Raw genomic sequence first — 12,416 nt, 5'->3', positions numbered from 1 at the left:
CGCCACCGGGTCCGAGTTCGCCCTGATCCCGGTCGAGAACGCCACGGGCAACTTCACCAAGATCACTCAGCGCGTGCCCGTGCGCATCGTCGTCAGCGGCGCAGACCGAAGCCTGGCCCTGCGTCCCGGCCTGTCGGTGGACGTCAAGATCGACCTGAAGAGCCAGGGCGGCCAGAGCTTTGCCGAAGCCGCCACGACGACCGGAGCCGCAGGCCAGTGACCGCCGCCAACCCCGCCGCAGATGGCGGGGCCCCTGTCGCGCAAAAGGGTCCCGTCGCCGGCCATCCCGAAATCAACTGGACCATGCTGTTGCTGGGCTTCGCCGGCATGGTGGTGGGCCAGTTCATGGCCATTCTGGACATCCAGATCGTCGCCGCTTCCCTGCCCCAGATCCAGGCGGGGGTCGGCGCCTCGGCTGACGAGATCAGCTGGATCCAGACCGCCTATTTGATCCCCGAGGTGGTGATGATCCCTCTGTCGGGCTTCCTGTCGCGGCTGTGGGGGACGCAGCGGCTGTTTCTGGTCTCCTGCGCCGGTTTCGTGCTGATGAGCATCGCCACAGGTCTGTCGTCGTCGATCGACATGATGATCCTGTTCCGGGCCATCCAAGGCTTCGTGGGCGGGGCCATGATCCCGACCGTCTTCGCCGTCGCCTTCACCGCCTTCCCACCCGACAAGCGCGTCACCGCCAGCGTGGTCATGGGCCTGATCGTCACCCTGGCGCCAACCGTCGGTCCCACGCTGGGCGGGCACCTGACGGAGTGGCTGAGCTGGCGCTGGCTGTTCTTCATCAACGTGGGGCCGGGGCTGCTGGTGCTGTTCCTGGTCGGGCGGTACGGCAACTTCGACAAGGGCGACCCATCGCTGGCCAAGGGCTTCGACTGGTGGGGCCTGGGCCTGATGGCCGCCTTTCTGATGTCGATGCAGTTCGTGCTGGAAGAGGGCGCCAAGAACGACTGGTTCGACGACACCCACATCCTGTTGCTGACCGTCGTGGCGGCAGTCGCCGGACCGATCTTCATCTGGCGGTCCCTGACCTATCGCCAGCCGATCGTTGAGTTGCGCGCCTTTTGCAATCGCAACTTCCTGGTCGGTTTCATCATGACCTTCATCGTCGGTTTCGCCCTGTTCGGCGGCACCTTCCTGCTGCCGCTCTTCCTGGGCCGCGTGCTTGGTTATTCGTCGTCAGAGGTCGGCACCACCATGGTCGTGTCGGGCCTGGCCATGTTCGCCACCGGCCCCTTCGCCGGTCGACTGGTGCGCAAGCTGGATGCGCGGGTGCTGATGTTCGGCGGCTTCATGCTGTGCGCCTGGGGGATGTGGGAGGCGCGCGTCGTCACCGATGACTGGGGCTTCTGGAACTTCGCCTCGGTCCAGGCCTTCCGCGGCGTCGGCGTTATGCTGGCCATGATCGCGTCCCAGCAAGTGACGATGGCGACCCTGCCGCCGCACATGGTCAAGAACGCCTCGGGGCTGGTCAACCTGTCGCGCAACGTCGGCGGCGCTTTCGGCCTGGCGATCTTGAACACCAGCCTGACGTCCAACACGGCCCTGCACATGAGCGAACTGACCAGCGCCATTGGTCAGGGCGACCAGGCGATGCGCAACATGATGGCCGGCATGACCCAGCGGTTCGCCGGCTCCATCGACCCGGCCGCCTCGGCGATGAAGGCCATCTATGGGATGTTGCAGAAACAGGCGACCACGATGGCGTTCGGCGACGCCTTCGCCCTGCTGGCCATCCTGTGCGCGGGCGCGGCCTTCGTCACCCTGGCCGCCCAGCCGGTGAAGGCCCAGGCCGGCGCCCCGCCCTCGGACGTCCACTGATGGCGCGGCGTCGGGGACAGGTCGATGAACGAAAGAGCGAGGCGATCCTGGACGCCGCCGCGACCCTGTTCGCCGACAAGGGGCTGCAGGCCAAGATGGACGAGATCGCCAAACTGGCCGGCGTCTCCAAACAGACGGTCTACAACCGCTTCGCCTCCAAGCTGGAGATCGCCCAGGCCCTGGCGTCAAAGCGCGTCGAGGACATCGTCGCCCCACTGCGCGGCGCCGGCGATCCGCAGACGGTGCTGGAGACCCTGGCCCTCACCCTGCTGAACCGGGTGTGCAGCGGCGACAAGGTCGGCTCGATGCGTGGGGTCGCCCTGGTCTCGGTCGAGGCGCCTGACATCGCCCACGCCATCTATGAGGCCGGCCCGCGCCGCAGCCTGCGCGAACTGGGCGCCTGGCTGGCGGAACAGACGCGGCTGGGCCGGATGAGCGTCGCCGATCCGGAAGAGGCGGCCGAGATGTTCGCCGGCCTGGTGCTCGGCCACGGCCATCTGCGCGCCATGCTGGACGTGCCGCAGCTGGAGGCCGACAAACGCGCAGGCCGCGCCAGAGAGGCCGCGCGCATCTTCATGGCCGCCCATCCGCCCGCCACGGCCGCCAAGACTTCCTGAGCCCGGCGCGCTACAGTCGTCCCACCCTGTCGCTTGAGACCGCCTTCATGCTGATCCACCTGTCCTCCTGGCCCGAAATCGACGCCCGACTGAACGACGGCGGCCCGCTGTCCAGGACGGTGGTCGTGCCCATCGGCTCCAACGAGCAGCACGGACCGACAGGGCTTCTGGGCACCGACTGGCTGTGCCCGGAGATCATCGCCCAGGCGGCCGAAAAGACCGACGCCAACCTGATCGTGGCCCCGACCTTCAACATCGGCATGGCCCAGCATCACCTGGCTTTCGCCGGCACCATCAGCTTGCGCCCCTCGACCTTCATGGCCGCGATCACGGACTGGGTGTCGTCCTTGAGCCGTCACGGGTTTGAGCGGATCTACTTCCTGAACGGGCACGGCGGGAACGTCGCGACCATCGAGGCGACGATCTCGGAAATCTACGCCGAGTGGAGCTTCGTCGAGGACAATCCGCCGTTCGTGCTGAAGCTGAAGAACTGGTGGGACCTGCCCGGCGTCCATGGCTTGTGCAACCGCCTGTTTCCAACCGGCCACGGCATGCACGCCACGCCGTCCGAGATCGCGGTGACGCAGGCCGCCTATCCCGAGCGGATCAAGACCGCCGACTACAGCCCGCAGATCGCGCCGAACGGGCCGATCCGCGACGCCCTGGACTATCGCGCCCGTTTCCCCGACGGCCGGATCGGGTCGGACCCGGCCCAGGCCAGCCCCGAGAAGGGCCAGCAGATCATCGACGCGGCGATCCCCGCCCTGTTGAGCGACATCGCGGCCTTCGCCGCAGAGACCCAACCTGGAGGTCCTCACTGACCCGCAAAACCCCCACAGCCGCCAGCGCAGCCGTCGTCGGCGCCGAGATCCTGGCCGCCTCGGCCGAGGTGATCGCGGCCCGGACCGGGCTGATGGCGCAGGGCCTGACCAGCGCCAAGGGGCAGGACTTCAAGGAGCTGTCGCTGATGAGCTCCGAGAAGACCGAGGCGCTGTCCGCCTCCGCCGACGCCTTGGCCGCCAGCGCCGGGGCCATCGGTCAGCGGCTTGGGCGTGTGGCGATGGACGAGGGCGCCCATGCCCTGCGAGCGGCGGCGGCCGTCACCCAGGCCCGCACCCCGGCCAAAGCGGCCGAGGCCCAGTTCAGCTACGCTATGGGCTGGTGGAGTCGGGCGGCGGCCCAGGCCATGACCCTGAACGGCGAACTGCTGAAGGCCCAGGCCGAGGCGCTGGCCCCGATCCACAAGACAGCGACCGCCAACGCCAAACGGCTGCGCAAGACGCGCTAGGCCGGCTCCACCAGCTTCAGCTTGGGCTTTTTGACCTTGGCGGGCTTGGCGGGGCGGTCGGCCTTTTTGGCGGCCTTTTCGGCCTTGCGCGCTTCCTTCTCGACCGCCTTCAGCGCCTTCTTGGCGGCTTTGGCCTCGGCCTTTGCGGCGTCGGGAGCGGCGTCGGCGGCGGCGGCCAGATCGGCCAGCTGATTGAGGAAGGTCTCGCGCTGGCCCTTGGGCAGCAAGGCCATGATCCGCTTGTCGGCGGCCTCGACCAGCGGACGGGCGGCCTCCAGACGGGCGGCGCCCTCAGCCGACAGACGCACCGCCTTGGCGCGGGCGTCCAGGGTCGAGCGTTCCCGCTCCAGCAGGCCCTTGGTCGTCATGCGCGTGACAAGATCGGCCAGGGTCGAGCGGTCGATGCCGGTCATCCGCACCAGTTCGGTCTGGGTCAGACCGGCCTTGAGCGACACCGCCTCCAGCACCGCGAACTGGCGCTGGGTCAGGCCGTCGGCGCCGGTCTCCTCGGCATAGATGTCGAGCGCCAGTTGCAGGGCGCGGTGCATCAGGTGGCTGGGCGAGGTGGCCAGGGGCCCGACCTTCCTTGCCGCTTTTCCCGCCTTCACCATCGCGCCGCTCCCCTGAAGTTTCGTCCGAACACGTATCAGCTCTGCTTTACGATTTGACGGGGAAAGCGCGTCGGTTCCGTGACAGTTCCGCTTGGCGCCTAGAGCCCGGTATCGGGCGAGACGGGGGCCGGCTCGTCGTCCTTGATCAGGTGCTTCATGATGAAGAAGACCTGCCAGACGCCGAACACGGCCGAGGCGATCCACAGGCCGCCGCGGAAGGCGACCCAAGTGTCATCGGACTGGGTGCGCCAGACGATCTCGTTGACGATGCAGACGGCCGCGAAATACAGGCCGTAACGCAGGGTCAGGCCGCGCCAGCCCGCGTCGGTGATGCGGATCGCCTCGCCCAGCAGATATTTGAACGGATAGCGGTTCAGCGGCAGCGACCCCAGCAGCACGACCGCCAGCAGGCCGTTCTGGATCGACAGCTTGATCTTCAACAGGTTCGGATCGTGGAAGACGATGGTCAGCACGCCGAAGATCAGGGCGAAGCCGCCGGTCAGCAGCGGCAGGGGCGCCAAACGACGCTCGACCACATAGCCGACGATCAGGGCGATCAGCGAGGCGCCGACCAGGACCCACGTCGCCTGGACCAGGGCTTCCTGCCCGTCCAGACCGCGCGCGAACCGGTTGATCGCATAGGCGGCCATGAAGGCCACGAGCGCGCCGAAATCGACGGCCTGGCGGATGTTGGAAGCCTTTTTCGGCGTCTCGGTCATGTCAGTCTTCCAGTCCCACCAGCGAGCGGGAGAAGGCGCGGGCGTCGAACGGTTGCAAATCCTCGACCCCTTCGCCGACGCCGATCAGCATCAGGGGGGCGTCGGACGCCTGGGCCACCGGCACCAGCACACCGCCGCGCGCCGTGCCGTCCAGCTTGGTCATGACCACGCCGGTCACGAAGGCGGTGCGGCCGAAGATCTGTTCCTGAGCCAGGGCGTTGCGGCCGACGGTGGCGTCCAGCACGAGCAGGGTGTCGTGCGGCGCCTCGGGATCGACCTTCTTCAGCACGCGGACGATCTTGAGCAGTTCGTCCATCAGGGCGGACTTGTTCTGAAGCCGGCCGGCGGTGTCGATCAGGACGACGTCGTAGCCTTCGGCTCGCGCCTTGGTATAGGCGTCAAAGGCCAGGCCCGCGGCATCGGCGCCGTCGCGACGGTTCTCGAAGTCGGCGCCGGCGCGCTCGGCCCAGACCTTCAGCTGTTCGCGCGCGGCGGCGCGGAAGGTGTCGCCGGCGACGATCATCACCTTGGCGCCCTTGCCCGTCAGATCTGCGGCGATCTTGCCCAGGGTCGTGGTCTTGCCCGACCCGTTCACCCCGACGAACAGGACGACATAGGGTTTGGGGCCGGACAGGGGGTCGAAGGTCGCCTGGCGCGGCGACAGTTCGGCGGCGACCGCCTCAGCCAGTGCCTCCTTGACCTCGCGCTCGGGCGCGTCCTTGCCGAACTTCAGCCCACGAAAGCGTTCGACGATCCGGGCCGAGGCGGCAGGGCCGAGATCGCTCTCAAGCAGATGCTCTTCCAGCTGCTCCAGCGACGCCTCGGACAGAGGCTCCTTGACGAAGGTGGCGACGACCTGATCGGTCATCTGTTTGGAGGAGCGCGAGAGCCCAGCGGACAGGCGCTGGAACCAGCCCTTTTTCGGCGTATCGTTCATGCAGTGGCTTTAGCGGGGGCGAAGGCCAACGTCATCCGCATTCGCGAGGGTCGTCCCCGACGTTTCAGACGGTCGGCGACAAAAACACCGTCTAATTCGTCTAATTGATCTGAAATCGAGACCTCCCTGTTAGCGTCAGTGCGAAGGCGAGGATTATAGGCCCGCGCAAAATCGACGATGGCAGAAGGCCGTGAGAAATCGGCACACCGTTGAAAGCGCGAGGGTTGGAGCCGCCAGTTTGGATGGCTGTCGATCATATTCTTCCGTCATCCTGTGCAAGCCTCTGGCGGCGCAGACGGCAGCGGCGAAGATCATCGAGCGGCGCTTGCGCTTGTGGAGCCGATCAACAAAGAATATGCGCTGCGCATACGTTTCATATAGAGCGAGAGTATCATGGGCATCGTCAATATCGAGGACGAACTGCACGAGCAGCTGCGGCGCGCTGCGAAGGCGTCCTATCGGTCGATTAACGCTCAGGCGGCGTTCTGGATCAGGATCGGCATGTTGTGCGAGACGCATCCGGGCGTGACGTTCCAGGAACTGGTGGCGCGCGAGTTGCGGGCGGCGGGCGTCGATGCGTCCGTCCCGACGGGCGCCGCCGCATGATCAAGACGCCGGCCGAGATTGCGCTGATGGCCGAAGCGGGGCGACGGCTGGCCTCGGTCTTCACCCATTTGGACGCGATGACCCTGGAGGGGTTGAGCACGCTGGAAATCGACCGACGGGTCGAGGGCTTCATCGTCGACGAGCTGAAGGCGCGGCCGGCCAGCAAGGGTCAGTATGGCTATGGCTTTGTACTGAACAGCTCGATCAACCAGGTCGTCTGCCACGGCGTGCCGACGGCGGACGACATCCTGAAGAGCGGCGACATCGTCAATCTGGACATCACGCTCGAGAAGGACGGCTTCATCGCCGATTCCTCCAAGACCTATCTGATCGGATCTGTGGGACCGCAGGCCCGGCGGCTGGTGTGCACCACCTATGAGGCGATGTGGAAGGGCATTCAGGCGGTGCGCCCGGGCGCGAAACTGGGCGACATCGGCTTCGCCATCGAAAAATACGCCAGGAAGGCCGGCTATTCGGTGGTGCGCGACTATTGCGGGCACGGCATCGGGCGCGAGATGCATGAAGAGCCGCAGGTGCTGCATTTCGGCAAGGCCGGGACCGGCGTAACCCTGCGCGAAGGCATGACCTTCACCATCGAACCGATGCTGAACCAGGGCGTGCGCACGGTCCTGACCGAGGACGACGGCTGGACCGTGGTCACCTCCGATGGAAAACTGTCGGCCCAGTTCGAACATACGGTGGCGGTGACGAAGGAGGGCGTGCGGGTCCTGACCCTGAGGCCGGACGAGAAGCGGGGCGCATAGGCGCGCGAAGGAGAGATTCCGTCCCTTCATCATTCGCGCCTATATGAAGGCCGACGACCGGCGCAGGCCGGGTGATGCGGACGATCCGATGGCTGATGCTCTGTTCCATTCTCCCAAGACCCACGGCTTCGTGCGCGTGGCGGCGGCGACGCCGGTCAGCCATCCGGGCGACCCCAGGGCGAACGGGCAAGAGCACGTCGCGCTGATCCGTCAGGCGGGCGAACAGGGCGTGGACCTGATGGTGTTTCCCGAGCTGTCGCTGTCGGCCTACGCCATCGACGATCTGCATATGCAGGCGGCGCTGCTGGACGAGGTTGAGCGACAGATCGCCGTAGTGGCCGCAGCGACGGCCGAGGCGGATGTCGTGGCGGTGGTCGGGGCGCCGATCCGCAACGGCGACGCCCTGTATAATTGCGCGGTGGTGATCGGGTCCGGCGAGGTTCTGGGCGTTGTGCCCAAGACCTATCTGCCCAACTACCGCGAATACTATGAGAAACGCTGGTTCGCGCCGGCGACGGCGCGCGCCGAGGACGTGATCGCTTTGAACGGCGAGACGGTGGACTTCGCGCCGGGCCTGTTGTTCGAGGCCGTCAATCGGCCGGGCTTCGTCTTCTCGGTCGAGATCTGTGAGGACTATTGGGCGCCGCTGCCGCCCTCGACGCGGGCCGCATTGGCGGGCGCGCGGATCCTGCTGAACCTGTCGGCGTCCAACATCGTCATCGGCAAGGCGGACGAGCGGGCGATGCTGAGCGCCAGCCATTCGGCCCGCACCCTGTCGGCCTATGTCTTCGCCGCCTCGGGCTGGGGCGAGAGCACCACCGACCTGGCGTGGGACGGTCAGGCGACCATCCACGAACTGGGGTCGAAACTAGCCGAGGGCGAGCGGTTCGCCTTGGACAGCCATCTGACGATCGCCGATGTGGACGTGGACCGGATCGGGCTGGATCGTCTGCGCAACGGCACCTTCGCCGAATGCGCGAGAAACGAAGGCGAGCCGGCGGCGGTCGTGCCCTTCATGGCGCGCCAGGACCATGAGGCCAGCGAGCTGATCCGGCCTCTGGACCGGTTCCCCTTCGTGCGCGACGACGCCGGGCGGCTGGATCAGGACTGCTACGAGGCGTTCAACATCCAGGTCCAAGGGCTGATGCGCCGCATGACGGCGACAGGCGCGAAGTCGCTGGTGATCGGCGTGTCGGGCGGGCTGGATTCGACCCAGGCCCTGCTGGTGGCCTGTCGCGCCTTCGACCGGCTGGATCTGCCGAGAACGGACATACTGGCGTTCACCATGCCGGCGTTCGCGACCTCGGATGCGACGAAGTCCAATGCCTGGGCGCTGATGACCGCGCTGGGCGTGACGGGCGCAGAGATCGACATCCGCCCCGCCGCGGAACAGATGTTCAAGGACATCGGCCACCCCTATGCCGAGGGTCAGCCGGTGCATGACATCACCTTCGAGAACGTGCAGGCGGGCCTGCGGACCGACTATCTATTCCGGCTGGCGAACCAGCACAGGGCCTTCGTGCTGGGGACCGGGGATCTGTCGGAACTGGCGCTGGGTTGGGCCACATACGGCGTCGGCGACCATATGAGCCACTACAACGTCAACGGCGGGGTGGCGAAGACGTTGATCCGGCACCTGATCCGCTGGGTGGCGGCGGGCGACCTGATCGGCGCGGGCGCGCGTGACACGCTGCACGCCATTCTGAACACCGAGATTTCGCCCGAGCTGGTGCCGGCGAAAGACGGGGTGATCCAGTCGACCGAGGGCACGGTCGGTCCCTATGCGCTGAACGACTTCTTCCTGTTCTACATCAGCCGGTTCGGCCTGAAGCCGTCCAAGGTCGCCTTCCTGGCGCACCAGGCCTGGGGCGATGCGGGCGCGGGCGACTGGCCGGCGAACACGCCCGAGGACGAAAAGGTCGAGTACGACCTGGCGACCATCAAGGCTTGGCTGAGGAAGTTCCTGATCCGCTTCTTCCAGACATCGCAGTTCAAGCGGTCGGCCCTGCCGAATGGTCCGAAAGTGGTGACGGGCGGATCGCTGTCGCCGCGCGGCGACTGGCGTGCGCCGTCCGACGGCAATGCGCGGGTGTGGCTGGACGAGCTGGACGCAAACGTGCCGGACTGACCGTCTCCTACCCATTTCATGTGGAGGTGGCGCGGCGCTCTTGCGCCGTGACGGAGGGGCTGTGTCCGCATCGCAAGCCTTAGTGGGACCTCAAAGAGCCCCTCCACCGCTTCGCGGTCCCCCTCCCCGCAAAGCGGGGAGGAGACGATGCGTGAATTCCCATAGGATGAGTGTGGATATTCGCCGAACCAGTCGCTAGAAGCTTGGCCATGACCGACGACGTGACCAAAGATTCCAACGGCAACATCCTGGCCGACGGCGACAGCGTGACCCTGATCAAGGATCTGAAGGTCAAGGGATCGGGCGGGGTGACGCTGAAGCGCGGGACGCTGGTCAAGACCATCCGCCTGACCGACGATCCGGACGAGATCGAGGCCAATGTGGAGAAGGTGCGCGGCCTGGTCCTGCGCACCGAGTTCGTGAAGAAGGCCTGACCCTCTTCCCTTCGCGCGATGCAGCCGCCATCTAGCGGCCTATGACCGACACCCTCGCCGCCCCGACCTCGACTGCCGCAACGAACGGCAAGATCCCCGTCACTGTCCTGACCGGCTATCTCGGCGCGGGCAAGACGACGCTGCTGAACCGCATCCTGACCGAGGATCACGGCAAGCGCTACGCCGTCATCGTTAACGAGTTCGGCGAGATCGGCATCGACAACGACCTGGTGGTCGGCGCCGACGAGGACGTGTTCGAAATGAACAACGGCTGCGTCTGCTGCACGGTCCGGGGCGACCTGATCCGCGTGGTCGCCGGCCTGATGAAGCGCCAGCGTCCCGGCAAGCCCGCCTTCGACGCCATCATCGTGGAGACGACGGGCCTGGCCGACCCAGGCCCGGTGGCCCAGACCTTTTTCGTGGACGAGGACGTCAAGGCCAAGACCCAGCTGGACAGCGTCACGACCCTGGTGGACGCCAAACACGTGATGGCGCGCCTGGACGACTCCAAGGAGGCGCGCGAGCAGGTGGCCTTCGCCGACCGGATCATCCTGAACAAGGTCGATCTGGCGACCGCCGACGAACTGGACGCGGTCGAGGCGCGTCTACGGGCGCTGAACCCTCTGGCGCCCATCGTGCGGGCTGAGCGCTCGAACGTGCCGCTGGATCAGGTGCTGGGCCTGGGGGCCTTCGATCTGGAACGCATTCTCGAGGTCAAGCCGGACTTCGTGAACCCGCCGCATGGCGCGGACGGCCATGTGCATGACGAACACTGCGGTCATGACCATGGGCATCATGACCACGATCACGACCACCATGATCACGACCATTCGCATGGCGCCCATTCTCACGGCGTCAGGGGTCACGCTCACCAGGACGACATCAAGGGCATCTCCCTGTCGCTGGATCGGCCGCTGGACGGGGCCAAGTTCACCGCCTGGCTGGACCGGCTGCTGGGCGAGCAGGGTCAGAACATCCTGCGCGCCAAGGGCATCATCGATGTGAAGGGCGAGAACCGCCGCCTGGTCTTCCAGGCCGTGCACATGATCCTGGAAGGCGACCTGCAACGCGAATGGGGCGCCGCCGAACGCCGCTGGAGCCGCGCCGTCTTCATCGGCCGCGATCTGGACGAAGCCGCGCTGAAGGCCGGCTTCGAGGCCTGCGCCGCCTGATCTCAAAAATGGACTGACAGACAAAAGGCCGGCGGAGCAATCCACCGGCCTTTTTCTTTGTTCAGCCCTTCCCGAACAGGTTGTTCCAGCGGCGCTTGTCGCGGGCCTTCCAGGCGCCGCGGTGGTAGGCGTCGGAGCCGATCAGGGGGACGACCGTGGTGGCCTCGGCGAAGACCATCTGTTCGTGGGTGGTCTGGACCTTGCCCCACGAGGCCGCCTCTTTCAGCGTTGAGGACGAGCAGGCGCCGTCGCGCACGTCGGCGACGGTGATCTGGACCGCATAGCGGTGCATCTCGGCCTCGACGCCGAGGATTTCGGCGCAGACGACGGTGTCCTGGGCGAAGTTCTTGGGCACGCCGCCGCCGACCATGAACAGGCCGGTGACGCCGGCGGCGATCTTGATGTCGGTCAGTTCGCGGAAGTCGGCGATGGCGTCCAGCATCAGATAGGGCTGGCCGGCGGCGGCCCGCTCCTTCTGGTGTTTCACCAGACCAAAGCCGGCCGAGCTATCGACGAAGGCCGGGCAGAAGATCGGCACGCCTTCTTCATAGGCGGTCTGGATCAGCGAGCCGGGCTTCTTGGCGTTACCCTCGCTCAGCCACTTGCCCATCTCCCAGATGAACTCGCGGCTGGAATAGCCGCGCGGCTCCAGCCGGTTGGCGATCTCCAGGATGGTGTGGTCGCAGGCCTGGAGCTCTTCCTCGTCGATATAGGTGTCGTAGATCCGGTCGATGTAGTTGTCGCGCAGGACGTTGTCGTCCACCTCGCCGGCCGCCTGATAGTGTTTGAAGCCCAGGGCCTCGAAGAAATCCATGTCGACGATCGAGGCGCCGGTGGCGACCACGGCGTCGACCATGCCGAACTTCACCATGTCGCGGTAGACGTGCATGCAGCCGCCGGCCGAGGTCGAACCGGCCAGGATCAGCCAGGGCGAGCAGTCCTTGTCTTCGATGGCCATCGAGAAGATGTCGGCGGCGTGGGCGGTGTCGCGCGACGAGAAGGACATCTTGCGCATCGAGTCGATGATCGGGCGCGCGTCGAAGCTGGTGATGTCGACGTGCTCGACGACATTCTGCAGCAGTTGGGCCTTGGTGTTCGATTGAACGGGAGCGTTCATTTCGGCGGTTTCCCTGTGATTTGAGCGCCCGTCGAACAAGCAGACGTGCCGGGACGGAGCGACCGACAGGACCGATAGACGCCCAACCATCGGCCGTCACCCTCGGACTTGATCCGAGGGTCGGACGTTCCGCCGCGCGTTCCTTGCAAGGAAGACGCAGAGGGGGCCGATCCTCGGGTCGAGCCCGAGGATGACG

Annotated in this window: 13 protein-coding genes and 1 pseudogene; 10 read left to right on the top strand and 4 right to left on the bottom strand. The window is 66.3% G+C overall.

Going from position 1 to position 12,416, the window contains the following annotated elements; genetic code table 11:
* From RT123_RS00560 to RT123_RS00540, 5 genes and pseudogenes are all read left to right on the top strand, one after another.
* Window positions 1-220 (top strand): annotated as a pseudogene (locus RT123_RS00560) (HlyD family secretion protein); the annotation flags it as partial.
* Window positions 217-1,827, top strand: a complete 1,611-nt coding sequence (locus tag RT123_RS00555; protein WP_409514877.1) for a DHA2 family efflux MFS transporter permease subunit — start codon at window positions 217-219, stop codon at window positions 1,825-1,827. The pseudogene RT123_RS00560 and the gene RT123_RS00555, both read left to right, overlap by 4 nt.
* A complete protein-coding gene (locus RT123_RS00550) occupies window positions 1,827-2,444 on the top strand; it encodes a TetR/AcrR family transcriptional regulator (protein ID WP_055754528.1) in 618 nt (205 codons plus the stop codon). Before RT123_RS00555 ends, RT123_RS00550 begins: the two co-directional genes overlap by 1 nt.
* A gap of 47 nt (window positions 2,445-2,491) precedes the next feature.
* Complete coding sequence (locus RT123_RS00545) at window positions 2,492-3,265, top strand: creatininase family protein (protein WP_313006966.1); 774 nt, start codon at window positions 2,492-2,494, stop codon at window positions 3,263-3,265.
* A 92-nt stretch (window positions 3,266-3,357) separates the two neighbouring features.
* Complete coding sequence (locus tag RT123_RS00540) at window positions 3,358-3,732, top strand: phasin family protein (protein WP_313006964.1); 375 nt, start codon at window positions 3,358-3,360, stop codon at window positions 3,730-3,732.
* Here RT123_RS00540 and RT123_RS00535 read toward each other — a convergent pair.
* The 3 genes from RT123_RS00535 to ftsY form a co-directional block, all read right to left on the bottom strand.
* A complete protein-coding gene (locus RT123_RS00535) occupies window positions 3,729-4,343 on the bottom strand; it encodes a MarR family transcriptional regulator (RefSeq protein ID WP_313006962.1) in 615 nt (204 codons plus the stop codon). The two genes, RT123_RS00540 and RT123_RS00535, sit on opposite strands and share 4 nt — an antisense overlap.
* Before the next feature lie 98 nt (window positions 4,344-4,441).
* On the bottom strand, window positions 4,442-5,062 hold the full coding sequence (locus tag RT123_RS00530) for an inner membrane-spanning protein YciB (protein WP_161640626.1): 621 nt from the start codon (window positions 5,060-5,062) through the stop codon (window positions 4,442-4,444).
* 1 nt (window position 5,063) lies between these two features.
* Window positions 5,064-5,999 carry a signal recognition particle-docking protein FtsY gene (gene ftsY / locus RT123_RS00525; RefSeq protein ID WP_313006958.1) on the bottom strand — a complete coding sequence of 312 codons (936 nt, stop codon included), beginning with the start codon at window positions 5,997-5,999 and terminating at the stop codon, window positions 5,064-5,066.
* Between the two features lie 393 nt (window positions 6,000-6,392).
* Here ftsY and RT123_RS00520 point away from each other — a divergent pair, with 393 nt between their 5' ends.
* From RT123_RS00520 to RT123_RS00500, 5 genes are all read left to right on the top strand, one after another.
* Window positions 6,393-6,605, top strand: a complete 213-nt coding sequence (locus tag RT123_RS00520; RefSeq protein ID WP_055754535.1) for a ParD-like family protein — start codon at window positions 6,393-6,395, stop codon at window positions 6,603-6,605.
* Window positions 6,602-7,369 carry a type I methionyl aminopeptidase gene (gene map, locus RT123_RS00515; RefSeq protein ID WP_313006955.1) on the top strand — a complete coding sequence of 256 codons (768 nt, stop codon included), beginning with the start codon at window positions 6,602-6,604 and terminating at the stop codon, window positions 7,367-7,369. The genes RT123_RS00520 and map overlap by 4 nt, the downstream gene beginning before the upstream one ends.
* Before the next feature lie 88 nt (window positions 7,370-7,457).
* Window positions 7,458-9,497, top strand: coding sequence for an NAD(+) synthase (locus tag RT123_RS00510; RefSeq protein ID WP_313006953.1), 2,040 nt, complete (start codon window positions 7,458-7,460; stop codon window positions 9,495-9,497).
* A gap of 209 nt (window positions 9,498-9,706) precedes the next feature.
* Window positions 9,707-9,931, top strand: a complete 225-nt coding sequence (locus RT123_RS00505; protein WP_313006951.1) for an alkylphosphonate utilization protein — start codon at window positions 9,707-9,709, stop codon at window positions 9,929-9,931.
* 41 nt (window positions 9,932-9,972) lie between these two features.
* Window positions 9,973-11,103 (top strand): GTP-binding protein, encoded by a 1,131-nt coding sequence (locus RT123_RS00500; RefSeq protein WP_313006949.1) that lies wholly within the window; start codon window positions 9,973-9,975, stop codon window positions 11,101-11,103.
* Window positions 11,104-11,164: 61 nt separating this feature from the next.
* On the opposite strand, the gene RT123_RS00495 is transcribed toward RT123_RS00500, so the two are convergent.
* Window positions 11,165-12,220 (bottom strand): 1,9-bis(guanidino)-5-aza-nonane synthase, encoded by a 1,056-nt coding sequence (locus RT123_RS00495; RefSeq protein ID WP_313006947.1) that lies wholly within the window; start codon window positions 12,218-12,220, stop codon window positions 11,165-11,167.
* Between the last annotated feature and the right edge of the window lie 196 nt (window positions 12,221-12,416).

The organism is Brevundimonas vesicularis (assembly GCF_032067225.1).
Classification (GTDB): Bacteria; Pseudomonadota; Alphaproteobacteria; order Caulobacterales; family Caulobacteraceae; genus Brevundimonas; species Brevundimonas vesicularis_F.
This window is presented reverse-complemented; position numbering and strand designations above follow the sequence as displayed.